At 70.8% G+C, this 23,132-nt stretch carries 22 protein-coding genes and 1 pseudogene; 8 read left to right on the forward strand and 15 right to left on the reverse strand.

Annotation, left to right across the window (positions count from 1 at the left end):
- Positions 1 to 111: 111 nt before the first annotated feature.
- Complete coding sequence (panB, locus tag ACIQRW_RS11645; RefSeq protein ID WP_403757717.1) at positions 112 to 1,035, reverse strand: 3-methyl-2-oxobutanoate hydroxymethyltransferase; 924 nt, start codon at positions 1,033 to 1,035, stop codon at positions 112 to 114.
- Positions 1,036 to 1,215: 180 nt separating this feature from the next.
- Between panB and ACIQRW_RS11650 the strand changes: the two genes are divergently transcribed.
- The 4 genes from ACIQRW_RS11650 to ACIQRW_RS11665 all read left to right on the forward strand — a co-directional run bounded on the left by ACIQRW_RS11650 (position 1,216) and on the right by ACIQRW_RS11665 (position 6,467).
- Positions 1,216 to 2,829, forward strand: a complete 1,614-nt coding sequence (locus tag ACIQRW_RS11650; protein WP_403757719.1) for a DHA2 family efflux MFS transporter permease subunit — start codon at positions 1,216 to 1,218, stop codon at positions 2,827 to 2,829.
- A 223-nt stretch (positions 2,830 to 3,052) separates the two neighbouring features.
- Positions 3,053 to 3,718 carry a TetR/AcrR family transcriptional regulator gene (locus ACIQRW_RS11655; protein WP_403757722.1) on the forward strand — a complete coding sequence of 222 codons (666 nt, stop codon included), beginning with the start codon at positions 3,053 to 3,055 and terminating at the stop codon, positions 3,716 to 3,718.
- 201 nt (positions 3,719 to 3,919) lie between these two features.
- On the forward strand, positions 3,920 to 4,945 hold the full coding sequence (locus tag ACIQRW_RS11660; protein WP_403757725.1) for an endonuclease/exonuclease/phosphatase family protein: 1,026 nt from the start codon (positions 3,920 to 3,922) through the stop codon (positions 4,943 to 4,945).
- Between the two features lie 274 nt (positions 4,946 to 5,219).
- Positions 5,220 to 6,467 (forward strand): MFS transporter, encoded by a 1,248-nt coding sequence (locus tag ACIQRW_RS11665; RefSeq protein WP_403757728.1) that lies wholly within the window; start codon positions 5,220 to 5,222, stop codon positions 6,465 to 6,467.
- Positions 6,468 to 6,713: 246 nt separating this feature from the next.
- On the opposite strand, the gene ACIQRW_RS11670 is transcribed toward ACIQRW_RS11665, so the two are convergent.
- The 6 genes and pseudogenes from ACIQRW_RS11670 to ACIQRW_RS11695 all read right to left on the reverse strand — a co-directional run bounded on the left by ACIQRW_RS11670 (position 6,714) and on the right by ACIQRW_RS11695 (position 13,166).
- Positions 6,714 to 8,468 (reverse strand): NAD+ synthase, encoded by a 1,755-nt coding sequence (locus ACIQRW_RS11670; protein WP_097964690.1) that lies wholly within the window; start codon positions 8,466 to 8,468, stop codon positions 6,714 to 6,716.
- Positions 8,469 to 8,589: 121 nt separating this feature from the next.
- A pseudogene (locus ACIQRW_RS11675) lies at positions 8,590 to 10,190 on the reverse strand (multicopper oxidase family protein).
- Between the two features lie 95 nt (positions 10,191 to 10,285).
- Positions 10,286 to 10,834: a hypothetical protein gene (locus ACIQRW_RS11680; RefSeq protein WP_403757731.1), complete on the reverse strand. Its 549-nt coding sequence runs from the start codon at positions 10,832 to 10,834 to the stop codon at positions 10,286 to 10,288.
- Between the two features lie 122 nt (positions 10,835 to 10,956).
- Positions 10,957 to 11,382, reverse strand: a complete 426-nt coding sequence (locus tag ACIQRW_RS11685) for a CBS domain-containing protein (protein ID WP_403757734.1) — start codon at positions 11,380 to 11,382, stop codon at positions 10,957 to 10,959.
- 288 nt (positions 11,383 to 11,670) lie between these two features.
- Entirely contained in the window at positions 11,671 to 12,420 is a 750-nt protein-coding gene (locus tag ACIQRW_RS11690) for a DUF305 domain-containing protein (protein WP_403758426.1), read from the reverse strand.
- Between the two features lie 53 nt (positions 12,421 to 12,473).
- A complete protein-coding gene (locus ACIQRW_RS11695; protein WP_403757736.1) occupies positions 12,474 to 13,166 on the reverse strand; it encodes a DUF3105 domain-containing protein in 693 nt (230 codons plus the stop codon).
- A 277-nt stretch (positions 13,167 to 13,443) separates the two neighbouring features.
- Between ACIQRW_RS11695 and glnA the strand changes: the two genes are divergently transcribed.
- The gene (gene glnA / locus ACIQRW_RS11700) at positions 13,444 to 14,805 is read left to right on the forward strand and encodes a type I glutamate--ammonia ligase (RefSeq protein WP_003969536.1); all 1,362 of its coding nucleotides are present in this window, start codon (positions 13,444 to 13,446) and stop codon (positions 14,803 to 14,805) included.
- A 176-nt stretch (positions 14,806 to 14,981) separates the two neighbouring features.
- Here the strand turns inward: glnA and ACIQRW_RS11705 are convergent, their stop codons facing one another.
- The 5 genes from ACIQRW_RS11705 to ACIQRW_RS11725 form a co-directional block, all read right to left on the reverse strand.
- A complete protein-coding gene (locus ACIQRW_RS11705; protein ID WP_403757739.1) occupies positions 14,982 to 15,803 on the reverse strand; it encodes an aminoglycoside phosphotransferase in 822 nt (273 codons plus the stop codon).
- Positions 15,804 to 15,907: 104 nt separating this feature from the next.
- Positions 15,908 to 16,045 carry a hypothetical protein gene (locus tag ACIQRW_RS11710; RefSeq protein ID WP_359765675.1) on the reverse strand — a complete coding sequence of 46 codons (138 nt, stop codon included), beginning with the start codon at positions 16,043 to 16,045 and terminating at the stop codon, positions 15,908 to 15,910.
- Positions 16,042 to 17,160, reverse strand: coding sequence for a radical SAM protein (locus ACIQRW_RS11715; RefSeq protein WP_403757742.1), 1,119 nt, complete (start codon positions 17,158 to 17,160; stop codon positions 16,042 to 16,044). Before ACIQRW_RS11715 ends, ACIQRW_RS11710 begins: the two co-directional genes overlap by 4 nt.
- Positions 17,148 to 17,462, reverse strand: a complete 315-nt coding sequence (locus ACIQRW_RS11720; protein ID WP_403757745.1) for a hypothetical protein — start codon at positions 17,460 to 17,462, stop codon at positions 17,148 to 17,150. Before ACIQRW_RS11720 ends, ACIQRW_RS11715 begins: the two co-directional genes overlap by 13 nt.
- Positions 17,463 to 17,794: 332 nt before the next feature.
- Positions 17,795 to 18,574 (reverse strand): GntR family transcriptional regulator, encoded by a 780-nt coding sequence (locus tag ACIQRW_RS11725; protein ID WP_403757748.1) that lies wholly within the window; start codon positions 18,572 to 18,574, stop codon positions 17,795 to 17,797.
- An 18-nt stretch (positions 18,575 to 18,592) separates the two neighbouring features.
- On the opposite strand from ACIQRW_RS11725, the gene ACIQRW_RS11730 reads away from it, so the two are divergent.
- Together ACIQRW_RS11730 and ACIQRW_RS11735 are read left to right on the forward strand one after the other, a co-directional pair.
- The gene (locus tag ACIQRW_RS11730) at positions 18,593 to 19,060 is read left to right on the forward strand and encodes an NUDIX hydrolase (protein ID WP_403758429.1); all 468 of its coding nucleotides are present in this window, start codon (positions 18,593 to 18,595) and stop codon (positions 19,058 to 19,060) included.
- Between the two features lie 335 nt (positions 19,061 to 19,395).
- Positions 19,396 to 20,385: an HNH endonuclease gene (locus ACIQRW_RS11735; RefSeq protein WP_403757751.1), complete on the forward strand. Its 990-nt coding sequence runs from the start codon at positions 19,396 to 19,398 to the stop codon at positions 20,383 to 20,385.
- Positions 20,386 to 20,472: 87 nt separating this feature from the next.
- Here ACIQRW_RS11735 and ACIQRW_RS11740 read toward each other — a convergent pair whose 3' ends face one another.
- Both ACIQRW_RS11740 and ACIQRW_RS11745 read right to left on the reverse strand, forming a co-directional pair.
- The gene (locus ACIQRW_RS11740) at positions 20,473 to 20,769 is read right to left on the reverse strand and encodes a hypothetical protein (protein WP_228923426.1); all 297 of its coding nucleotides are present in this window, start codon (positions 20,767 to 20,769) and stop codon (positions 20,473 to 20,475) included.
- Between the two features lie 223 nt (positions 20,770 to 20,992).
- Positions 20,993 to 21,331, reverse strand: coding sequence for a hypothetical protein (locus tag ACIQRW_RS11745; RefSeq protein WP_403758432.1), 339 nt, complete (start codon positions 21,329 to 21,331; stop codon positions 20,993 to 20,995).
- Between the two features lie 160 nt (positions 21,332 to 21,491).
- On the opposite strand from ACIQRW_RS11745, the gene ACIQRW_RS11750 reads away from it, so the two are divergent.
- Entirely contained in the window at positions 21,492 to 22,256 is a 765-nt protein-coding gene (locus ACIQRW_RS11750; RefSeq protein WP_403757754.1) for a GntR family transcriptional regulator, read from the forward strand.
- A 108-nt stretch (positions 22,257 to 22,364) separates the two neighbouring features.
- Here ACIQRW_RS11750 and ACIQRW_RS11755 read toward each other — a convergent pair whose 3' ends face one another.
- Positions 22,365 to 22,961 (reverse strand): TetR family transcriptional regulator, encoded by a 597-nt coding sequence (locus ACIQRW_RS11755; RefSeq protein WP_403757757.1) that lies wholly within the window; start codon positions 22,959 to 22,961, stop codon positions 22,365 to 22,367.
- Positions 22,962 to 23,132: the final 171 nt, after the last annotated feature.

Consider the following 23,132-nt stretch of genomic DNA (forward strand, 5'->3'; position numbering starts at 1 on the left):
GGGCGACAGCCCGCCGATGGGGGATGTCGGCGGGCTGTCGGTGGTGCGGGAAATGGCTGGTGGGCGCGGGACGAAAGCGCGTCGGAAGGCCCGTGGGTCAGTGCGCGGGCATCAGTGGAAGGTGTGCTCCGGCGCCGGGAACGTGGAGCCGACGACCTCGTCCGCGAACTCCTTCGCGGCGTCGCCGAGCACCTGGCGCAGGTTCGCGTACTGCTTGGTGAAGCGCGGCACCTTGCCGCCGGTCAGTCCGACCATGTCCGTGTAGACGAGGACCTGGGCGTCGGTCGCGGAACCGGCGCCGATGCCGACGGTCGGGATGTGCAGCGTACGGGTGACCTCGGCGGCCAGCTCGGCGGGCACCAGCTCCAGCACGACGGCGAACGCGCCCGCGTCCTGCACGGCCTTGGCGTCGCGCAGCAGCTGCTGGGCGGCCTCCTCGCCGCGCCCCTGGACCCGGTAGCCCATCGCGTTGACGGACTGCGGGGTCAGGCCGATGTGGCCCATGACGGGGATGCCGGCCTCGACCAGCAGCCGGATCTGCTCGTGGGACCGCTCGCCGCCCTCCAGCTTGACCGCGCCGACGCCCGACTCCTTGACCAGCCGGGTGGCGTTGCGCAGCGCCTGGACGGGACCCTCCTGGTACGAGCCGAAGGGCAGGTCGCCGACGACGAGGGCGCGCTTGGTGCCCCGGACGACGGCGGCGGACAGCATGGCGATCTCGTCCATCGTGACGGGCACGGTGGTCTCGTAGCCGAGGTGGCAGTTGCCCATGGAGTCCCCGACGAGCATGACCGGGATGCCGACCTCGTCGAAGACGGACGCGGTCATCGCGTCGTAGGCGGTGAGCATCGGCCACTTCTCGCCGCGCTCCGTGGCGGCGGCGATGTCGTGAACGGTGATGCGGCGGGTGGACTTCCCTCCGTACAGCGCCTTGCTGCTGTCGGCGGACGCACCTGCGGGGGAGGCTGAGGTGCCCGTGGGGGAAGTGGGAGTGCCCGTGGGGGAAGACGGATTCTGTGCAGCCTGAAGCGACATGGCCGGTGGCTCCTTCGTCATCTCGAGGCGCCCTGACGGCGTCCCCGGATCCCTTCCATGGTGGCATCCCGCCCCATCACTCGGGAAGTGGGCCCGCACACGTGTCCGAGCGGTGGCCGACGGGAGAACTTTTAACAATACGAGACGGTCTCGTATCGAAATGAGGCTAGGATCCTCCCCATGTCCATACCGTCCGGCGCTCCCGCCGCCGCGCCCCGTGTTCCCGAGGCGATCCACCGCCGCCGCTGGTGGATCCTCTCCGTCCTCATGTTCAGCCTGCTCATCGTGGTGCTGGACAACTCGATCCTGAACGTCGCGGTCAAGACGATCGCGAGCCCCGCCCCCACCGGCATCGGCGCCACCCAGAGCGAGCTGGAGTGGGCGATCAACTCCTACACGCTCGTCTTCGCCGGGCTGCTGTTCACCGCGGGCCTGCTCGGCGACCGGATCGGCCGCAAGAAGGTCCTCCTCGCCGGCATCCTGGTCTTCGGCATCGGCTCGGCACTGGCCGCCTTCTCCGCCTCGCCCGGTGAGCTCATCACCTGGCGTGCGCTGATGGGCTTCGGCGCGGCCTTCGTGATGCCCGCCACCCTCGCCGTCCTGATGAACGTCTTCGAGCGCGACGAGCAGCCCAAGGCCATAGGCATCTGGGCGGGCAGCGTCGGGCTCGGCATCGCCATCGGCCCGATCACCGGCGGGCTGCTCCTGGAGCACTTCTGGTGGGGCTCGATCTTCCTGGTGAACGTCCCGGTGGTCGTGATCGCCCTCGTCGCCATGGCGATCCTGGTCCCCGACTCCCGCGACCCGAAGCCCGGCAAGGTCGACCCCGTGGGTGTCGCGCTGTCCATCGTGGGCCTGGTCCTGCTGGTGTACGGGATCATCCGGGGCGGCGAACTGGCCGACTTCACCGACACCACCGTCCTTCTCGCCATCGTGGGCGGACTGCTGGTGCTGGCCGGATTCGTCTGGCACGAGAAGCGCAGCAGCCACCCGGCCATCGACGTCACGTACTTCCGCGAGCCCGCGTTCTCCGCCGCCGTCGCCGCCATCGCGCTGGTCTTCTTCGCGCTCATGGGCGTGACCTTCTTCTCCGCCTTCTACCTCCAGAGCGTGCGCGGTTACACCGCCCTGGAGTCGGGCCTGCTGATCGTTCCGCTCGCCGCCGCCCAGATGATCTTCGCGCCCCGGGCCCGGCTGGTCGTCGACCGCTTCGGCGCCCGCGCGGTCTGCACGGTCGGCATGCTGCTCGTCGCCGCCGGACTCGCGTCGTTCGCCCTGTTCGACACGGGTACGCCGGTGTGGGTGATGTGCCTCGTCTTCTTCGTCCAGGGCACCGGGATGGCGCACATCATGCCGCCCGTCACCGTCGCCGTGATGCAGGCGCTGCCCCGCGAGAAGGCCGGTTCCGGATCCGCCGTCAACAACACCTTCCGCCAGGTCGGCGGGGCGCTCGGGATCGCGGTGCTCGGCTCGGTGCTGTCCACCGTCTACCGGGGCGACATCGAGGGTCACCTCGGCGCCGTCCCGGCCGGGGTCAGGGACGTGGCGGGCGAGTCCATCGAGGCCACCCTCGGCGTCGCCGAGAAGCTCGGCCCGGTGGCCGGAAAGCCGCTGGTCGCCGCCGCCAACGACGCGTTCATCAGCGCCATGCACGTGACCGCGCTCGGCTCGGCGGCCGTCGCCCTGATCGGCGCCGTCGTCGTCGGCCTGTTCCTGCCCGGCCGGACCCCGGCAGCGACCGGGGCCCCCGGGACCGCGGAAGCCCCGCCCGCGAAGGAGAAGCTGCACCGCTGACGCCCGGTGCGCCGGGGCGGGTCCTGTGGGCCGCGGCCGGCCCCGTGGGAACGGCCGCGGCTGTTCCCACGGGGACCGGGGCAGGCGGGCCCCGCAGGCCGCGGTCGGCCGGCGGGGCCGTCGCTCCGGGCCTCCCGGGTCGGCGAGAATCGGGGCGATGTACGTACCGGGGCGACAGCCGCGGACGTACGCGGGACGACAGCGCGGCGAGAGGCGGCTTCAGGTGCAAGGCCAGGACGGCGAGCGGGACCGGTGCGGGGCACGGGACGGCGGCGAGCCGCCGGCCGGGGCGGCGGATCCGGAGCCCCGCCGCGGACGGCCCCGCTCCGCCGCGGCGGAGCGGGCGATTCTGGACGCCGTCATCGCCCTCCTGGAGGCGGGCGAGCCACTGGCGGGCCTCTCCATCGAGCGCATCGCGCGCACCGCGGGCGTCGGCAAGGCCACCATCTACCGGCGCTGGAGCGGAAAGGAGGAGCTCTTCGTCGACGTCGTACGCGACATGGAGCCCACCGACCCGCCCGTCTCCGGCACCGCCGGACTCGCCGACGTGCGCGTGATGCTGGAATCGATGCGCACCCGGGGCCTCGCCCAGCGTTCCTCGGTGCTCCTGGTCAACATCTTCGCCCAGATGAAGAGCCATCCGAAGCTGTGGGAGGAGTACTTCGGCACGGTGATCGCCCCCCGTCGGGTCGCGATGCTGGAGGCGGTGGGGCGCGCCGTCGCCGCGGGGGAACTCCGCGACGACCTCGACGTGGAGCTGATCGACGACCTGTTCGTCGGCCCCATGCTCGTCCGCACGGTGCACCGCCCAGACGCGCCGCTCCCCGAGGACCTCGTGGACCGTGTCATCGCCGCCCTGCTGGGAGGGCTCGCCCCCGTACGAGTGTGACCGTTCTGTCACAGGAGCCCCCTGGCCGGCCCCGTACCGGAACCCGGCGTCCCGCCTCCGTCGTCCTGCTTTCCGTACGGGCACTCCGTACGGTCGTGGGGACGTCGGGCGGGTCCGGGGGCCGACGGCCGGAAAGACGCCGCTCATCGCCTAGGGTCGAGGGCGCGGCGATGTGCAGGGCAAGGCAGTGAGGACAGCGCGATGGTGCAGGCGTACGGAGCGGACACGGACCACGGCAGCACGGGGCAGCCGGAGGCCGGCGGGTCCCGCTTCCGGGGCCTGTGGGACAGGCTGAGGTCCGACCGGGGTGTCTGGCGGCGCGGGATCGTGCTGGCCCTCTGCTCGGTGCTGCTGACCCTGCTGATGGTCGTCCACGCGCAGATCCCCAACCGGCTCGGCAACCTCGGCAGCCTCGTCGAGACGTTCCTGCCGTGGGTCGCGCTCTTCATCCCGGTGCTGCTGATCCTCGGCCTGCTGCGGCGCTCGGCGACCGCCGTGATCGCGCTGCTGCTGCCCGCCGTGGTCTGGCTCAACGTCTTCGGGGGCCTGCTCACCGACAAGTCCGGCGGCGGCGGCGACCTCACCGTCGCCACCCACAACGTCAACGCGGGCAACCCCGACCCCGACGGCACCGCCCAGCAGGTCGCCGGTTCCGGGGCGGACGTCGTGGCCCTCCAGGAACTCCCGGGCAGGCAGGTCTCCACGTACGAGAAGTCGCTGGCCGACCGCTACCCGTACCACTCCGTCCAGGGCACCGTGGGCCTGTGGAGCAAGTACCCGCTGGCCGACACCAAGCCCGTCGACATCAAGATGGGCTGGACCCGGGCGATGCGCTCGACGGTCAGGACCCCGCAGGGCGACGTCGCGGTGTACGTGGCCCACCTGCCGTCCGTCCGCGTGAAGCTGCACGCCGGGTTCACCGCCAACCAGCGCGACAACAGCGCCGACGCGCTCGGCGAGGCCATCGCGGACGAACGGGTGGAGCGCGTCGTCCTGCTCGGCGACCTGAACGGCACGATGAACGACCGCTCGCTGAACGCGGTCACCGCGCAGATGCGCTCCACCCAGGGCGCGGCGGGCGACGGCTTCGGATTCAGCTGGCCGGCCTCGTTCCCGATGGCCCGGATCGACCAGATCATGGTCAAGGGCGTCGAGCCGTTGGCCTCCTGGACCCTCGCGGCGACCGACAGCGACCACCTCCCGATCGCGGCCCGCGTGGAGCTGTGACGTATCCGGCGGGTCCGGTGGGCCCGGTGGGTCCGTGGGCCGGGTGGGTCCGTGGGCCGGGGTGGGTCCGGCGGGACGGCCGCAACGAGCCGTTCACCTGCCGGTAGGCGCCCCGGCATAAACATCTGCGAGAATTTGTTCCGGTAACTTACATATGGCGTGAGCCGTTGTCCGGCACCCCGCGTGCCCCGGCAACGGCTTCCTGCTGTTCCCGGCGCGCGCCCCGGGCCTCCCGCGTCCCCAGCCTCCCGTTTCGATGAAAGGTCCCCTCCCCATGCCCCTGGCTCTCCTCGCCCTGGCCGTGAGCGCCTTCGGCATAGGCACGACGGAGTTCGTCATGATGGGGCTGCTGCCCAACGTGGCGGACGACCTCGGCACGTCCGTGCCCACCGCCGGATACCTCGTGTCGGCATATGCGATCGGCGTCGTCCTCGGTGCGCCCCTGCTCACCGGCCTCGGCTCACGGGTCCCGCGCAAGCGGATGCTCCTGCTCCTGATGGCACTGTTCACCGTCGGCAACCTGGCCTCCGCGCTCGCCCCGGACTTCGGCTGGCTGATCGCGGGCCGCTTCCTCGCCGGCCTCCCGCACGGCGCGTTCTTCGGCGTCGGCGCGGTCGTCGCCGCCCGGCTGGTCTCCGAGGGCCGCCAGGCGCGGGCCGTCGCGACGATGTTCCTCGGCCTGACCGTCGCCAACATCGTCGGCGTCCCCGCGGCGACCCTGCTCGGCCAGCACCTCGGCTGGCGGGCCACCTTCCTCGTGGTCGCGGCGATCGGCCTCGCCGCGATGGCGGCCCTCACCCGTCTGGTCCCGCACATCCCCGTCGAGGCGCACCAGGACGTCCGCCGCGAACTGCGCGCCCTCGGCAACCGTCAGGTGATCCTCGGCCTGCTCACCGCCGTCTTCGGCTTCGCCGGGGTCTTCGCGGTGTACTCGTACCTCTCGGCCATGACCACGAAGGCGATGGGCTTCGGCGAATCCTCGGTCACCCTGGTCCTGGCCCTCTTCGGCATCGGGATGACCCTGGGCGCCCTGGCCGCGGGCCCCCTCACGGACCGGGCGCTGCGCCCGACCCTGTACGGATCGCTCGGCGCGCTCGCGGTGATCCTGGTGGTGTTCCCGTTCACGGTGCACGTCCAGTGGGCGGCGCTGGTGATGGTGGTGCTGCTGGGCGGAGTCGGCTTCATGACGACGACCCCGCTCCAGATGCTGGTGATGAACAAGGCGAAGGACGCCCCGACGCTGGCCTCCGCCTCCAACCACTCCGCGTTCAACCTGGCCAACGCGGGCGGCGCCTGGCTGGGCGGCGTGGCCATCGCGGCGGGCTGGGGCTGGACATCCCCGGCCCTGGTCGGCGCGGTGCTGGCCGTGATCGGCCTGGCCGTCGCGGCGACAGCGGGCTACCTGGACCGGGACGCGCCGAAGACGTCACGGGTGGTCGCCGGGGCCGGCCCGGCACCCACTCCAGCCCGTCCGGCGTTTGAGGACGGAACCGTTACGGCGGACGGGCGTGCGGCGAAGTAGGCCCGGCCCCGACGGGCCACTCGGGCCGGCCCGGCACCCACTCCAGCCCGTCCGGCGTTCGAGGGCGGAATGCCTGGGCGGGGTGGGCCCGCACGCTCGCCCCCGCTGGGCCCGCCCGGCCATTCCAGCCCGTCCGGCGATTGAGGACAGAACGAAGCGCCGGACGGGCCAGGTACACACTCAGCCCGTCCGGCGCTTGAGGACAGAGGCGGCCACCGGACGCCCCCGGTAACCGCCCGCCACCCGCTACGACGACTCGCGCCAGCGATTCGTGATCGGCAGCCGCCGGTCCTTCCCGAACCCCTTGGGCGAGATCTTCGTCCCCGGCGGATACTGCCGCCGCTTGTACTCGGCCGCGTCCACCATCCGCAGCGTCTTCGCCACCAGCTCCGCGTCGAACCCGGCCGCCACGATGGCGTCAAGACCCTGGTCCCGGTCCACGTACATCTCCAGGATCGCGTCCAGGACGTCGTAGTCCGGCAGCGAGTCCGTGTCGACCTGCCCCGGCCGCAGCTCCGCGCTCGGCGGCTTGGTGATCGAGGCCTCCGGGATCGGCGGGGTCTGCCCCCGCTCCTCGGCGGCCCGGTTGCGCCACTTCGCCAGCCGGAAGACCGACGACTTGTAGACGTCCTTGATCGGCCCGTACGCGCCGACCGCGTCCCCGTACAGCGTGGAGTAGCCGACCGCCAGCTCGGACTTGTTGCCCGGCGCCAGCACGATCTGCCCCTCCTGGTTGGACAGGGCCATCAGCATCGTGCCGCGCAGCCGCGCCTGGAGGTTCTCCTCGGCGAGCCCGGTGAGCTGGAGCGACCCCATGTACGCGTCGAACATCGGCTCGATCGGCACCGTGCGGAAGTTGAGCCCGGTCCGCCGCGCCAGCTCGGCCGCGTCGCCCTTGGAGTGGTCCGAGGAGTACTTCGACGGCATCGAGACCCCGTACACGTGCTGAGCGCCGAGCGCGTCGCAGGCGATGGCCGCGCAGATCGCCGAGTCGATGCCGCCGGAGAGCCCGATCAGCACGCTGCTGAAACCGTTCTTCGCGGCGTACGCGCGCAGCCCGACGACCAGCGCGGAGTAGATCTCCTCCTCGTCGCCCAGCCGCTCCGCGTACCCGCCCGCCAGCTCCGGCTCGTACGCGTCCAGGGGCCGGTCGGACAGCACCACATGGTCGATGCGCAGCCCGTCGTCCACCACACCGGAGGGCGCCACGGCCTCGGCGGCGGGCAGCTCCAGATCGAGGATGACGCTGCCCTCGGAGAACTGCGGGGCGCGGGCGATGACCTCGCCCTCCTTGTCGACGACGATCGAGTCGCCGTCGAAGACCAGCTCGTCCTGGCCGCCGATCATCGCCAGATAGGCCGTCGTGCAGCCGGCCTCCTGGGCCCGCTTGCGGACCAGCTCCAGCCGGGTGTCGTCCTTGTCCCGCTCGTACGGCGAGGCGTTGATCGACAGCAGCAGCCCGGCCCCGGCGGACCGGGCGGCCGGGACGCGCCCGCCGTCCTGCCACAGGTCCTCGCAGATCGCGAGGGCCACGTCGATGCCGTGGATCCGGACGACGGGCATCGAGTCGCCCGGCACGAAGTACCGGAACTCGTCGAACACCCCGTAGTTCGGCAGGTGGTGCTTGGCGAAGTTGAGCGCGATCCCGCCGCGGTGCAGCACGGCGGCGGCGTTGCGCGGGGAGCCGGCGGGCTGCCCGTAGCGCGCCGCGGCGTGCTCGGAGCGGTCCAGGTAGCCGACGACGACCGGCAGTTCGCCGAAGCCCTCCGCGTCGAGCCGGGCGGCCAGCGCGCGGAGCGCCTGACGCGAGGCCTCGACGAAGGACGACCGCAGGGCCAGGTCCTCGACGGGGTATCCGGTCAGCACCATCTCGGGGAACGCCACCAGGTGAGCGCCCTGCTCGGCGGCGTGCCGGGTCCAGTGGACGATCGCCTCAGCGTTGCCGGCGAGGTCGCCGACGGTGGAGTCGATCTGATTCAGTGCGAGGCGTAGTTGAGGCACGCCGCCCAGTGTAATCGTCTTTCTGACGCGATGTCCCGGTGGGCCGGGCAAAATCTGCTCCGGCCCACCGAAACCGCAGGTCGAAGCGGCTATCAGCCCCGACCCGCCAAGAATCGCAGGGTCAGCCGCGATACCCGATGACCGTCATCATCCCCGCCTCCGCGTGGTAGACGTTGTGGCAGTGGACCATCCACAGCCCCGGGTTGTCCGCGTCGAACTCCACGGTCAGCGACCGGTGCGGCAGCACGATCGCGGTGTCCTTGCGGGCCCCGGCGGCGTTCCCGCCGAGCGCGAAGGTGTGCCCGTGCAGATGGAGGGGATGCCACATGGCCGTCCCGTTGTCGAAGACACCCGCACCCGCTCGCCCGCCTCCACCGGCCGCCGGTGCTTCGCGCTGTACGGCTGCCCGTCGAAGGCCCAGTCGTACTTCGCCATCCCGCCGGTGAGCCGCATCCGGATCGTCCGGTCCGGCGCCCGGGCGGGCAGCGCCACCGACGGGTCCGGCGCCAGCCGCCCCGCCTCCACCAGCTTCCCGTCCAGCTCCTTCGGCCGTACGGAGGCGGCGGGCGCGGCCCCGCTGCCGGTCCGCAGCAAGGCCAGCGCCGACGCCTCCTTCTTCCCGGCCTTCTTCCCCTCGGCCAGCGCGGTCAGAGGGAAGACCCCGTCGCCGGCGGTGACGAGGACGTCGTACCGCTCACCCATCCCCAGCAGCAGCGCGTCACCCGTGGTGTGCCGGACCGGGAACCCGTCGGTGTGCGTCACGGTCATCCGGTGCCCGCCGAGCGCGACCCGGAAGGCGGTGTCGCCACCGGCGTTGATGATCCGCAGCCGGATACGGTCGCCGGGCCGCGCGGAGAAGGAGGACGGGTCCTGCGGCACCCGCCCGTTGACCAGGTAGTGCGGGTAGGCCACATCACCGGCGTCCCCGCCGAGCAGGTCACTGGTGGCCCCCATCATCATCCGCGAGGGCCCGTCACCGCTCCCGGCCGCCGCGTCCGTCTCGTCCCCCTCGCCCGACATGGTGTGCGCGCCGTGATCCATCCCGCCGCCCATGCCCCCGGACAGCTCCTTGAGGACGGCGTCCGGAGTGGACCCGTCCACCCCGTCGACCCAGTCGTCGAGGACGACGACCCACTCCTTGTCGTACGCCAACGGCTCCTTCGGGTCCTCGACGATCAGCGGCGCGTACAGCCCCCGGTCCTGCTGGACGCCGGAGTGCGGGTGGAACCAGTACGTCCCCGGGTGCGGCACGGCGAACCGGTAGGCGAAGTCGGCCCCCGGCGCGATGTCCCGCTGGGTCAGCCCGGGGACCCCGTCCATGTCGTTGCGCAGGGCGAGGCCGTGCCAGTGCAGGGAGGTGGGCTCCGGCAGATGGTTGGCGAGGGTGAGGGCGAGCGTGTCGCCGGCCGTCACTCGCACCTCGCGCCCGGGAAGCCGGTCCCCGTACGCCCAGGAGGCGACGGTCCGCCCGCCGCCGAGGTCGAGCCGGGCACGGGTGGCGGTGAGGGAGACCTTGCGCACGGGTCCGGAGCCGCGCGCCGCCTCGGCCGCCTCGACTTCCTTGCCGCCGGGCGAGACGTACCTCTGGGAGTCCTGCGCTCCGCCGGGGGAGTGGCCTCCGCCGTGATCGCCGCCGCCGTCGGAACAGGCGGCGAGGGCTCCCGTGCCGGCGACGGCGAGAGCGGCGCCGAGCACGGCGCGTCGAGTGGGTTGCGTGGGCATGCTGAATACACCTCGGAAGAACTGAAGAACTGAAGGACTGTTGTGACGGAGATGTCACGTGTCAAGGAGGGAGGGCGGAGGTGAAACGCCCACTCCTAAATACGCAGCACCGAGACGCTGGCCAGCACCGATATCCGGGGCGGCGGAACCGGCCGCAGGGCCCGCAGCAGCCCCGCACCCACCGGCGTACCGAGAGGCCGTCCGTCGGCGCGCAGCCCGAGCAGCCAGGAACCGAGGAGAGCGAGGCCCCAGGCACCGAGGACGGCGAGGCAGACGGAGAGCGGATCCATGCCGCTCATGGGCGCGCCGGAGCCGGGGGAGTCGTGCGGCGGCTGCTGCTGCTGAGCGTCGGCGACGCCCGAAGGCAGGGCGTGGGCCGGGCCCTGGGCCGGGCTTTGAGCCGGGATCAGGGCCCGGTCCTGAGCCGGGTTCATGACCGGGTTCATGACCGGGTTCATGACCGGGTTCTGCGCCGGGCCGGGGGCCTGGGCCATGTGCTCGCTCAAGGCGGGGGGCGAGGGCGTCGAGCCGCCGTGCTCCGCCGGATGCCCGACCGTATGCATGGTGACGATGCCGAACAGCAGAGCGGCGAACAGCATCAGCTGCCCGTACGTCACGCTCCTGCTCCGCGTCCTGCCCGCCATGCGGGCCACCCTACCCCCGGCGGGTATGCGGCCCCGGGGTGGGGGCGGCCCGGCATCTTCCCATCACACTTCCGTCACTCCGCCGGAGCGGGGTGGGCGCCGGGCCGTAGTCGTACGGGCGCTCAGCTGCGGGAGTAGACCTTCTCCGCCCAGCCCGCGATCTGCTCCTCGGAGAGGTGCTGCGCGAGGTCGGCCTCGCTGATCATGCCGACGAGCTTCTTGTTCTCGACGACGGGCAGCCGGCGGATGCGATGGGTCTGCATCTCCTCCAGGACCGCGTTCACATCGGCCTCCGCCTCGATCCAGCGGGGCGTGCCCTGCGCGAGATCGCCCGCCGTGACCTTCGCCGGGTCGTGGCCCTTGGCCACACAGCCGACGACGATGTCGCGGTCGGTGATGATGCCGACCATCCGGTCGGAGTCACCGTTGGCGGACACCGGGAGCGCGCCCACGTTGTGCTCGCGCATCAGCTGCGCCGCACGGTCGAGCGTCTCGTGGGCCGGGATCCAGCGGGCCCCGCTGTGCATGATGTCTTTGGCGGTCGTCATGGGGGATTTCCTCCTGCGTGCCGATGGCACTGCCGTACGGCCCCGAGCGCAACCCATCGTCACCGGCCCGCCGGGGCCGCGCGACCGCAATCACCCGTTCGGGTGCGCCGACGCAAGGACGAAAGCTGACACACCCGTCGTCCGGCGGGCTCAGGGTCGTCCGGGCCGCGGCCCGGACGACGGGCTCCAGGGCCCGGGGCTCGGGGTCGAGGCTCGTCTCAGGGCCGCGGGCTCAGGGCGCAGGGCCGCAGGCTCAGGCTCCCGGAGCCCCAGCCCCCGGGCTCCGGCTCAGGACCGAGGCGTGGCACCCCGCTCGGCCAGCATGTCCCGCATCAGCCCCAGCTCGGACTGCTGGCCCTCGACCATGCCCCGGGCGAGCCGCCGCTCGGCCGGGACCGCGCACAGGGACGCACAGGCCTCGGCCATGTTGACACCGCCCTTGTGGTGATCCGTCATCAACTGGAGGAAGAACACCTCGGCCTGCTCACCGTCGAGGCGGTTGAGCCGCGCCAGCTCCGAGCGGCTCGCCATGCCCGCCATGAGCACCCCGTCCGCACCGGAACCCGCTTCGGCGCCGCCCGAGCCGTGCCCACCGTGCCCGTGCCCGCCCGTATCGGTCCCACCGTGCTCGTGCCCACCCGTACCGGCCATCCACGCCATGGGCTGCTCCCCGCCCGGGGCGACCTTCGGCAGCTCCCACAGGTCGAGCCAGCCCAGCAGCATGCCGCGCTGGTTGGCCTGGGTGTTGGCGATGTCGTAGGCGAGACGGCGTACGTCCTCGTCGTCCGTGCGGTCGCGGACGATGAACGACATCTCGACGGCCTGCTGATGGTGGACGGCCATGTCCCGGGCGAACCCGGCGTCGGCGGACGAGGCCCCCGGAACGCGAACAGGGTCGGCTCCCACCCCCGCTCCCGCTCCCGAGCCGTCCCCGTCGCCCCGCGCGGAGGCGACGGTGGCCGCCCCCGCGAAGAGCAGGGCGAGGGCCACGGCGGCACCGGCCGCCCGGCGGACACGCCGGGTCTTCCGCCGCTCCACGAGGGAGTGAGAATCCTCGGTGGCGTCGCTCTCGTCCGTCCGTTCCCCGGCCGTCACCGCGGCACCGTCGCCAGCCCGCCGGTGCAGGGTGCGCCGGGCTCGGGGGTCTGCGCGCCCTGGACGTACTGGGCGAGGAACTGGTCCACCCGCTTGTCGTCGGCGGAGTCGACGGCGACCTGCTTGCCCCAGGCGCTGAGCATGATCGCGCCCTCCTGACCCGCGTACGGGCTCATCAGCGTGAACGGGGTCTTCTTGACGCGCTCGGCCAGCGCGGCGACATCGGCGTCGGCGGCCTTGCCGTTGTAGGTGACCCAGACCGCGCCGTGCTCCAGGGAGTGCACGGCGTTCACGTCCGGGAGGGCCTTTTCGTATACGTCGCCGTCGCAGTTCATCCAGGACTGGTTGTGGTCGCCGCCGACCGGAGGCTTCATCGGGTAGTCCACCGAGCCCGCGACGTGCTCGCGGCCGAGCTTCGCCGCGTCCCAGGACTTCAGCCCCTCGATGGCCCCGCCCGTGGCGTTGCCGTGGGAGTCGCCGTGACCGCCCGGGTGCTTGCCGTCCTGCGCCGCCGAGGCGTCGTCGGACTTCTCGTTCGCCTCGGAGTTCTCCAGCAGCAGGTACGAGCCGAAGGCGACGAGACCGGCCACGACGGCAGCGCTCAGCCCTATGGCGATGGCCCGGTTGCGGGTGGCGCGGGCGCGCGGGTCGGGGGCCTGCGGCTGGGGGGACCGGGGGTCGATGCTCATGTCGTCGAGTCCTTCTGCGAAGGGGCCGGGAGGAGGGGGGACGGTCCGTGAACCGATGCGGGCGCACGGGCGGAAAGCCGGGAGAGAAGCCGGGCGGAAAGCCGGCCACTGCTCGGCTGCCGCCCCCGTGCGCCACGGTCGCCGATCGTAGTGGGTGGCCGAGTGCTCTCTCTCACACCGTGTGCGTAATCTGGGGGAAATCCCGGGTCGCGATACTGAAGTGTCCCCCTACCCCGGGCGGTGGTGCACGGACCGTCTGAACTGCAAGGATGTGGCAATGGACAAGCAGCAGGAATTCGTCCTCAGGACCCTTGAGGAGCGCGACATCCGCTTCGTGCGGCTGTGGTTCACCGACGTCCTCGGGTTCCTCAAGTCCGTCGCCGTGGCTCCGGCCGAGCTGGAGCAGGCGTTCGACGAGGGCATCGGCTTCGACGGCTCGGCGATCGAGGGCTTCGCCCGCGTGTACGAATCGGACATGATCGCCAAGCCGGACCCGGGCACCTTCCAGATCCTGCCCTGGCGCGCGGAGGCCCCCGGAACGGCGCGGATGTTCTGCGACATCCTGATGCCGGACGGCTCCCCGTCCTTCGCGGACCCGCGCTACGTCCTCAAGCGCATCCTCGCCAAGACGTCCGACCTCGGCTTCACCTTCTACACCCACCCCGAGATCGAGTTCTTCCTGCTGAAGAACAAGCCGGTCGACGGCACCCGTCCGACCCCGGCGGACAGCTCGGGCTACTTCGACCACACGCCGCAGAACGTCGGCATGGACTTCCGCCGCCAGGCGATCACCATGCTCGAATCGATGGGCATCTCGGTCGAGTTCAGCCACCACGAGGGCGCCCCCGGCCAGCAGGAGATCGACCTGCGGTACGCGGACGCGCTCTCCACGGCGGACAACATCATGACGTTCCGTCTGGTGATGAAGCAGGTGGCGCTGGAGCAGGGCGTCCAGGCCACGTTCATGCCGAAGCCGTTCTCGGAGTACCCGGGTTCGGGCATGCACACCCACCTCTCCCTCTTCGAGGGCGACCGCAACGCCTTCTACGAGTCGGGCGCGGAGTACCAGCTTTCGAAGGTGGGCCGCTCCTTCATCGCGGGCCTGCTGACGCACGCGGCGGAGATCTCGGCCGTCACCAACCAGTGGGTCAACTCCTACAAGCGCATCTGGGGCGGCTCGTCCCGCGCGGCCGGCGCGGGCGGCGAGGCCCCCTCGTACATCTGCTGGGGCCACAACAACCGCTCCGCCCTCATCCGCGTCCCGATGTACAAGCCCGGCAAGACCGGCTCGGCCCGGGTCGAGGTCCGCTCCATCGACTCCGGCGCCAACCCGTACCTCACCTACGCGGTCCTGCTCGCCGCGGGCCTCAAGGGCATCGAGGAGGGCTACGAACTCCCGGCCGGCGCCGACGACGACGTCTGGGCCCTCTCCGACGCCGAACGCCGCGCGATGGGCATCGAGCCCCTCCCGCAGAACCTGGGCGAGGCGATCTCGCTGATGGAGAAGAGCGAACTGGTCGCCGAGACGCTGGGCGAGCACGTCTTCGACTTCTTCCTCCGCAACAAGAAGCAGGAGTGGGAGGAGTACCGCAGCGAGGTCACGGCCTTCGAGCTGAAGAACCTGCTGCCGGTGCTGTAGCCGCGGGGCAGCGGCTCGGAGAACGCACTGCGGGCGGGGCGCCTCGGTTCAACCGAGGCGCCCCGCCCGCAGTCATGAGCAACTCTGGTCCGCCCAGGGGCCGTCAGGCCCGGACGGGCGGCCAAGTACATGCAGGAACCGGGGAACATGCCGCATCGACCAGCGCGGATTGCCGTTCAGCCAGCTCTGCGGAGTGTGTGCCAGGCGCTGGAGGCAGTCGCGAGGCGCAGGGTCCACGGGGTGGGGTCGGTTTTGCTGATCTCGGACCAGAGAGTGGCGTTGGCGGTGGCGAAGGCGGTGATGCCTTCGGCGGGGGCGGTGTGCCAGGAGGGGATCTCGGCGGCCCACTGCTCGGCGGATGCGGGGGTGTGGCCGGTGGCGATGAGCCAGATGATCCAGTAGCCGGCGTCGAGCCAGGCTGCTCCGCGGGTTGCCCAGGCCCAGTCGACCAGGCGGGCTCGAATGCCTTGGGGGGCATGGTCGTCGACGAGGGCGTTGGCGTTGTTCAGGTCGGTGTGCAGGAGATGGGTTCCGGCGAAGAAGCGGAGGTCGTCGGGGTGGGCGGCGTAGTGCTCCAGGCGCTGTTCGGCATGGCGCAGTTCGATGCCGGGGCAGGGGGTCTCGCCGAGGCGGCGCAGGAGGGCAGCGACTTCGGGGAGGTCCGGTGAGCCGGGGGCGTAGTCGGCGTGGTGGCCGCCGAGGGCTTCGAAGCCGAGGAGGTTCCACCCGGCGGTTTCGACTTGCCAGCGGAGGACGGGGGCCAGGCCGGCGAGGAAGGGGGCGACGGCGGCCTCCCGGCGCTGGGTCCAGGCGCGGGGGTGGTCGGTGCGCAGGCCCTTGATGTGCCAGGTGCCCGTGGCGGAGCTGATGCGGGCCGCGATCTCGCTGTTGAAACCCTCGTCTGCCTCCTCGACCGAGAGAAGGGGGCCGGTGTGCTCTTCGACGGCGGCGCGGGCGGCGGACGGCAGCCGGCCGAGGCCGATGCGGGCGGTGGCCATGGGGCTTCACTCTTCCTCGGGTGCGGGCATGTGGGTGCGCGGTGGTGCGGGGGCTTCGGGTGGAAGAACGTCCCGAAGCCCCCGCGGTTCTTCCGGCCGGGTGTCTACCGGTACGGGTTGTCGTCGTTGCAGCCCGGGATGGCGCCTTCGGTCAGCACCTCCAGGTCGTCCAGGAGGATCACTCCCTCGGGCTCTTCCGGAGCCGGCGGCCGGGGGCTGATCTTCACCATGACAGCGGTCATGACGCTTCCTCGCTTCCGTGTTGGCAGTAGGTGTTCAGTGGTGCCTTCGCCTCCTGGTAGGCCTTGGCGAGCGGTCGGCAGACCCGGCAGGTGCCGGAGAGCTGACAGCCGCCGCAGCCACCGGTGCGAAGCATCTGGACATCGGCGATGCCGGGCAGACGGAGGAGCCCGTCCAGGCCCTCGGTCATGAGGTCGATGGGGTTCTCGCGGCCGACCTTGCACATGGTCGCCAGGCCATGCGGGTCGACGTGGAAGAAGGTATGGCCGGCCGGGCAGCCCTTGAAGACGCTGTTCTTGTCCAGGAAGCCGGGTGCCTGCGCGGCCAGCGGTTCGGGCGTGCCGGTGTACGTGGGGGAGATCGTGCCGTACTCCTGGCGGTCCGCCCCGTACTGATCGGCGAGGGCGCGCATGGCGTCCAGCTCGTGAGCGTTGTGCCGGGTGATGATCAGCGCCAGTTCCAGCGCGATGCCGGCCTCGCGCGCCGCGACGAGCCCCTTCTCGACCAGCTTGAACGCTCCCGGCTTGCGGGTGAGCGAGTCGAAGCTGTCCGGGGTCGCCCCGTAGAGGGAGACGGTCACCTTGTGCGGCGGCAGGTCGCGCAGCAGGTCGATGATCTCGGGACGGTGGAGCCGGGAGCCGTTGGTCAGGATCTCGATCAGCATCCCGGATCCGTGAGCGAGCGTGTACGCGTCCACGAAGTCTCGGTCGATCAGCGGCTCACCGCCGGTGAACTGGAGCCACAGCACCCCGGCATCCCGCAGCAGGTGCAGGAGTCGGACCTTGTCCGGCCAGGGCAGCCCCTCGAACTTCCGCTCCGCTAGGTAGCAGTGCTCGCAGTTGAAGTTGCAGCCCTTGTTGATCTCGTACGTGGCGCGGCCATAGCCGAGACGGGTCTCAGGGCGTACGAGAACAGCGTCGCGCATCACCGCGTCGGCCAGGCTCAGGCCCCAGACCGTACGGGCGTGGGTGAGGAGCCAGATGGGCAGAGGGCTATTGCTCTCGGCGGTCGAGGCCAGTTCTTCGTACAGTGCCCGGGGGATACGCATGCCGCCCTTGGAGCCGGGGCGGGCGATCAGGAACGTTCCGTTGTACGGGGTCGCGATCAGCTGGTGCACAGGACCTCCTCCGAGGTGTCGTCCCAGCTGTGCTGTTCGGTGTGGCCGGCGAACAGACAGCAGCCGTCACCGTCGGGACCCGGCCCGGCCACCGGGCAGTCCCGCAGTACGACCAGGTCCGCGTGGGCCCCGCGCCAGCGGAGCCAGAGGGCGGTGCCGTACGTGTCGAGTTCGGCCAGGAGGCCGTAGTGCTCGTCGCCCTCATGGGCCGACAGCTGGCACTGGGCAGCCCGGTCGACGCATCCGGTCGGGGCCTTCTGCCGAGCCTCCTGCGCCAGTCGGCGCCAGTGCTTGCACCGCATCACGACACCATCCGCAGGCAGCTAGCGAAGTTCCGCTCCGCGCACCGAGTGCATGCGCAGGGCGGGAAGCCGCCGGGGTTGTCGGGGAGCACGGGGTGGTCGCCCACGCGTACCTCCGTGAGAGATCCCCACGTCCGGCCCGAGTCACGCGAGACCCGCAGCGTCATCCGTACCTCAGCAACCTTGATCGACTGCATGAGCACCTCATATGCAAGAGACAATCTCCTTCACTCATGTACATGAGTGATAGCCGAAAGAGTGCCTCACTCCTGTATATGAGTCAAGTGGTAGTCAACGGCGCTGCCGTCGGGTCCGCGGCCTCTGATGTCGCCTCAGTCTTCGGCTGCGAAGCGGTAGTCCAGGACGAACTGGTCGGCAGCCATGATGGTGTCGCACACCTCCACGACACGTCCGGACTCCGTTTCCGCGTTCCGCACGAGGTGGATCACGGGGGAGCCCGGGCTCAGTGCGAGTGCGGAGGCCTCGGCCTTGGTCGCGAGGCGCGCCCGGACGGTTTCGCTGAACTCTGCGAGGATTTGGCCGTGCTCTTCGAGGCGGGCGTAGATCCCGCCGCCACCCGGGTTCTCGGCGAACATCTCCGGGATGTTCTTTGCGACGTCCCACGGGATGTACGAGGTGGCCTCCTCCGTGGGTACGCCTTCCCGGAAGTAGCGGCGCTTGCGGGCGAGTACCTGGGAGCCGGCGGGAACGCCCAACCGCTCAGCGATCTCCGCAGGTGCCTCGGTGGGGCCGATGAAGAGGACGGTCACGGACGGCTTGCCGCCGGACTGCTCCGCTTCCGCGAGGTAGGCCGCCTTGCCCGCCTTTCGGTGCGTACGACGGAACCGGTCGGATGACTTCCGCTGCACGGGTGGCCGGGAGCGGACGAACGAGCCCCGCCCGTGGTGAGTCTCGATCAGCTGGGTCGCCCGTAGTTCGGCAACTGCCTTGCGTACGGTGCCCGAGGCGACGCCGTAGCGTTCCATGAGCGCCGTCTCGCTCGGCACGGAGTCCCCGGCTCCCAGGACGCCGGACCGAATCTGTGCGGCGAGATCGTCGGCGATCTGGAGATACTTCGCCTTGGCCGAAGAGGTCACATCGCTACTCGCCATAGTCCTTCTGAGTCTCCTATTCTCATGTACATGAGTAGCATCAGCCCCGAGTCCCCGTCAACGCCGCTCCACTCCGTGTCCGTAGCCGGAATCGTCGTCCGGGAGGACGGCCGCGTGCTCACGATCAAGCGGGCCGACAATGGGACCTGGGAGCCGCCTGGAGGCGTGCTTGAACTGGCCGAGGCTCCTGAGGACGGCGTCCGACGCGAGGTCTACGAGGAGACCGGCATCAAGGTCCAGGTGGACCGGCTTACCGGGGTCTACAAGAACACCTCCCGCGGCATCGTTGCTCTGGTCTTCCGCTGCCGCGTCGAAGGCGGTCATGAGCAGCTGTCCGACGAATCCGCGGCAGTCGAGTGGCTCACCCCCGACGAGGTGACCAGCCGCATGGCCGAGGTCTATGCGGTCCGGGTCACCGACGCCCTGCTGGACGGCGCGCCCCGGGTGCGCGCGCATGACGGCCGGAAGCTCGCCCGGAACCTGTGAGCTGGTCCAGAACTACGGCTCTGCCCCGCTCGCGTGTGTCTCGTCGCCAACTCACCCGATCCGTGACGAGCGTGCTGCCCACTCCGATGACCGCACCCACCACTGCGGCCACTAACGCTGTCCACTCCATGGCTCGGAGACCAGGAGTTCGCCGGGTCGGTGGCCAGAGGCTGTGAGTTCTCTGCCATCTCCCGATCGAGCGATCTCGGGGCGTCGGCCGGGAGTAGCCCCACGTGGGTGCTGGGCAGTGCGCGCAGTTGGTAGTCGCCCAGGGTCGGCGAGGGTTGCTCAGTAGATGCCGGTCCGTTGTCAGTGCTCGTTCGTATGCTCCTGCTATGACGGAGGCGGAGACCGCAGAGACCGCAGCACCACGCGAACAGGGCAGGGCCTGGTCGTTCCTTGTTGCAGGGGACGACCGTCAATTCCAGGGGAATGCCGGCTATGAGGACATCGTCGAGGAGTCCTACAGCTACGACTCGACCGTGAGCAACCATCAACACGTGGCGGTCGGCGACCTGGTGGTGGTGCGGAACGGCAAGGAGGCCCTCGGGGCGGGATACGTGGAAGCGTTGCAGGTGCTGCCCCACCAGGAGAAGGTGCGCAGCCGGTGTCGCTTCTGCGGAAGTACGGGTTTCAAGGAGAGAGCCACGATGCTGCCCCGCTTCTGGTGCAGCCGTTGCAAGAAGGCCTTCGACGACCCCGTGGTCGAAACGCTTCCGATCACTGCGTTCCGAGCGCACTACGGAGGGACCTGGCAGCCGCTGGACGGCTGCCTGGACAAGGTGCAGTTGAGCGAGCTCAGCCCGAGCCGCTCCCACCAGCAGTCGATCAGGAAGATGCACCGGCACCGGACCTTGGAGGCCATCAAGGCCCGGGGCGTCCGGTTTCCGGGCCAACGCGAAGTGGATGGTGAGGGAGGACATCGACCACAGGAGCTGCCGGGTGGAAGCCGACGGGCGACCGCATCGGTACGGCGTGGCCAGGATGCCTTCCGCAAGGCGTTGGTCCGTCAGTACGGATTGATCTGTGCCGTTACGGGTGCGGCGCCCGCGGAGGTGCTGGAAGCGGCTCACTTGCGGCCGTTCTCGAACACGCAGCATCACCGCCTTGAAGAGGGGCTGATGTTGCGGTCGGACGTGCACCGCCTGTTCGACAGCGGCCTGCTGGCCATCGACTCCCGTTTGGTGGTGCACGTCGCGCCGAGCCTGGCGGGGCACGAGCTGTACAGCGCGCTGGAGGGAACGCCTCTGCGCATTGCGCATGACGCACCGGTAGACCGCGCAGTCATCGCGGATCACCACGCGGCGACCGTCGCCACTTGGTGAGGTCTGGCGTGGCCGTGACGCGATCTCCGCGCCTGTCGGCCCGCACCCGTGCTGCGGAGGGTACGGGCCCACGGGCGGGCCTGGGCGCTACACCGGCGGTGTTCCTCGCGGCGACGGCGCGGGTGGCGGGTTCGGCAGGGGAGGGCCCGGGTTCGGCGGGGTTTTCGGGGGGCCGCTGCCGTGTTTGCCGTCGTTCAGGAGCTTGCGGGTCGTCAGGCCGTAGATGCCGAACGGCGGGAAGAGGTCGACGCGGCGCGGGTAGTCGCCCGCCGCGCACTCCTCGCAGAGCAGGTCGCGGCCGGTGGGGGTGTGGCGGGCGGCGGTGACCGGGGCGTTCCAGCATGCCTCGCAGTCGAGGACGTCCGCCGTGGAGAGGGCGATCATCCGGGCCTCCCGGGTGGTGCCGGTAACGCCTGGTGGGTCCTGCGCATCAGGTGCCTCCGTCTCTGGTGAGGGGGTGGCGATCCGGCCCGGCCGTTGTTCTGCCGAGGAAGGGACGGCCGAAGGATGGACGGCCGGGGGCGGGTCGGATCGGGGGTTCGCCCGGGCGTGCGCCGTCGGGTCGCCGTGGCCGCGGCCCGTTCCCGTCGGCGCACCGCACCGCGTCTCATCGGCGGGTCTCCCGCCAGACGCGGACGAGCTTCGCCGCGGCGGGGCAGATCGCGCCGGTCCGGCACGCGGTGCAGGTCATGGTGTGGCCGAGCAGGGCGCGGTACGCCGTGTCCGGGGATTCGGTCGTGGTCACGTTCGCCTCTCTGCTGATCTCGGCCCACACGTATTCGGCGGTGCGGTTGAGCGTGTGGCCGTAGCGATCCGCCGTGGCCAGGGCGGCCAGGACGGCCGAGTGCGCGGTCGCGCTCAACTCGGAGGGGAGGTCGGCCTCGACACGGAACGTGTCCAGGCCGGTGGTGACGCGCGGTTCGGTGCCCGTGGCGGCGGCGAGCATGCCGGTCAGCGCCGCGACCCGCGCTTGTGCAGAGCGCACACTTCTCCCCTGATGACCCGAATGTCACTCCATGTAATGCTGAATACTCAGCTTCAACCTGATGGGTTAGCTTTGTCAACAGCGACGCCCCTATCGACGCCGAACACACGGAGCTGCTCAAATGCCACGTGATACGCCGTACTTGCAGGTGGCGGATGCTCTGCGGGCTCGTGTCCGGGCCGGTGAATGGGCAGTGGGGGACAAGCTGCCGTCCCGGGCCCGGTTCGCGGAGGAGTACGGCGTCGGTCAGTCCGTGGCGCAGCGGGCCATGGAGCGCCTGATCATCGAGGGCATCCTCGAAGGTCGCGCCGGCTCCGGCACCTACGTTCGCCGGGCCCGCGAGCGCCGGCGCATGGTCCGCTCGCGCCACCGTGAGCAGCGCGGCAACAGCCCCTTCGCCTCGGACATGAGCGAGCTCGACCACGAGGCCGACTGGGAGTGCACCAGCACGGCACGCGTTCCCGCGCCGGAGGACATCGCCGAACGGCTGGCGATCGAGCCCGGCGACCTCTGTGTCGTGACCGACTACGAGTTCCTCGCCGACGGCCTGCCCGTACAACTCGCCAAGAGCTGGGAGCCGATGGCCATCACCGACGGCACCCCGGTCCTGCTCCCCGAGATGGGTCCGCACGGCAAGATCGGTGTCGTGGAGCGGATGCGGTCGATCGGCGTGAACATCGCCACCGGCATCGAGCTTCCCCGCCCGGCCCGCGCGACGCGGGAGCAGGCGAATCTGCTCGGGATCACCATCGGTGACCTGGTCATCGAGGTGGAGCGCACGTACTTCGACCGCGAGGGGCGCCCCGTGGAGACGGCCGACATCATCGTGCCGGACATCCGCTGGGAGATCGCCTATGAGATCCGCGTGGACCAGCCTGATTCCTGAGCCGGGGGCTGAAGGCTGGGCTCCCGGTGGAGCCCGGTGCGGCGCGCCGACGGGTCGCTGAGTTGTTGGTCGTGAGCGGGGAGGCCGGGGGCTGCCCCGGCCCCTCTCTCACGCGAACCCCCGCCCCATCTCGTCCAGGATCTCGTCGATCACCGCCGCCGGCTCCCGTGCCAGGTCCTCCTCGATCCACATGCGCATCGCGATCCGCAGTGAGGAGAGGAAGCCCGCCGCCAGGACGATCGGGCGGACCGGGGCCGACGGGCCGGGGCGGGCGGCCACCGCTTCGGCCAGGTCGCGTTCCAGGGTCGCGTGGTTGGCCAACTGGCGGGCCAACAGCGAGGGGTGACGCATTGCCAGACGTGTGCGCACCGCCCACTCGCGCTCCGGGGGCGCCACGCGTTCCGCGAACTGGGCCACCGCCGCGCGCAGGGCCGGCCAGGCGGGTTCGTCGGCGGGCCGGTCCCTCACCGTGCGGACCAGGGCCCTGATCTGCTGCTCCTCGCCGTAGAGGAGGGCGTCCTCCTTGTTGGTGAAGTAGTTGGAGAACGTCCTGCGGGAGATCCCGGCCGCGTCCGCCACCGCCTCGACCGTGACCTGGTCGAAACCGTGCTCCACCGTCAGGCGCAGGGTCGCCTCGTGCACGGCCTGCCGGGTGGCTTCCTTCTTGCGTTCCCGGAGTCCCGGTCCCGCGGTGCTGCTGTCCATGGGGGCATTATCCCCCGAGCGTGAGATTGTTGCGCAGTGGGCAAAATTGCCCAGTGTGCATGTATGGTGAAGCCTTCTTCCTCCCGTACCCGGCGCGCGGAAATCGTGACGACCGCCCCGTACGGGCCTCTCGTACGAACCTTCCGGAGGTTGCGCGTGAGCGCAGCAGAC

Origin of the sequence: Streptomyces sp. NPDC091287 (assembly GCF_044768525.1) — a bacterium.
Lineage (GTDB): Bacteria > Actinomycetota > Actinomycetes > Streptomycetales > Streptomycetaceae > Streptomyces.

Excerpts from the sequence above, each read along its gene's own strand:
- ACIQRW_RS11665 (WP_403757728.1), top strand. The coding sequence starts at position 5,220 with ATGCCCCTGGCTCTCCTCGCCCTGGCCGTGAGCGCCTTCGGCATAGGC.
- glnA (WP_003969536.1), top strand. The coding sequence starts at position 13,444 with ATGGACAAGCAGCAGGAATTCGTCCTCAGGACCCTTGAGGAGCGCGAC.
- ACIQRW_RS11755 (WP_403757757.1), bottom strand. The coding sequence starts at position 22,961 with ATGGACAGCAGCACCGCGGGACCGGGACTCCGGGAACGCAAGAAGGAA.
- panB (WP_403757717.1), bottom strand. The coding sequence starts at position 1,035 with ATGTCGCTTCAGGCTGCACAGAATCCGTCTTCCCCCACGGGCACTCCC.
- ACIQRW_RS11680 (WP_403757731.1), bottom strand. The coding sequence starts at position 10,834 with ATGGCGGGCAGGACGCGGAGCAGGAGCGTGACGTACGGGCAGCTGATG.
- ACIQRW_RS11705 (WP_403757739.1), bottom strand. The coding sequence starts at position 15,803 with ATGGCCACCGCCCGCATCGGCCTCGGCCGGCTGCCGTCCGCCGCCCGC.
- ACIQRW_RS11650 (WP_403757719.1), top strand. The coding sequence starts at position 1,216 with ATGTCCATACCGTCCGGCGCTCCCGCCGCCGCGCCCCGTGTTCCCGAG.
- ACIQRW_RS11740 (WP_228923426.1), bottom strand. The coding sequence starts at position 20,769 with ATGATCGCCCTCTCCACGGCGGACGTCCTCGACTGCGAGGCATGCTGG.
- ACIQRW_RS11710 (WP_359765675.1), bottom strand. The coding sequence starts at position 16,045 with ATGACCGCTGTCATGGTGAAGATCAGCCCCCGGCCGCCGGCTCCGGAA.
- ACIQRW_RS11720 (WP_403757745.1), bottom strand. The coding sequence starts at position 17,462 with ATGCGGTGCAAGCACTGGCGCCGACTGGCGCAGGAGGCTCGGCAGAAG.
- ACIQRW_RS11685 (WP_403757734.1), bottom strand. The coding sequence starts at position 11,382 with ATGACGACCGCCAAAGACATCATGCACAGCGGGGCCCGCTGGATCCCG.
- ACIQRW_RS11660 (WP_403757725.1), top strand. The coding sequence starts at position 3,920 with ATGGTGCAGGCGTACGGAGCGGACACGGACCACGGCAGCACGGGGCAG.
- ACIQRW_RS11725 (WP_403757748.1), bottom strand. The coding sequence starts at position 18,574 with ATGGCGAGTAGCGATGTGACCTCTTCGGCCAAGGCGAAGTATCTCCAG.
- ACIQRW_RS11750 (WP_403757754.1), top strand. The coding sequence starts at position 21,492 with ATGCCACGTGATACGCCGTACTTGCAGGTGGCGGATGCTCTGCGGGCT.
- ACIQRW_RS11745 (WP_403758432.1), bottom strand. The coding sequence starts at position 21,331 with ATGCTCGCCGCCGCCACGGGCACCGAACCGCGCGTCACCACCGGCCTG.
- ACIQRW_RS11695 (WP_403757736.1), bottom strand. The coding sequence starts at position 13,166 with ATGAGCATCGACCCCCGGTCCCCCCAGCCGCAGGCCCCCGACCCGCGC.
- ACIQRW_RS11735 (WP_403757751.1), top strand. The coding sequence starts at position 19,396 with ATGACGGAGGCGGAGACCGCAGAGACCGCAGCACCACGCGAACAGGGC.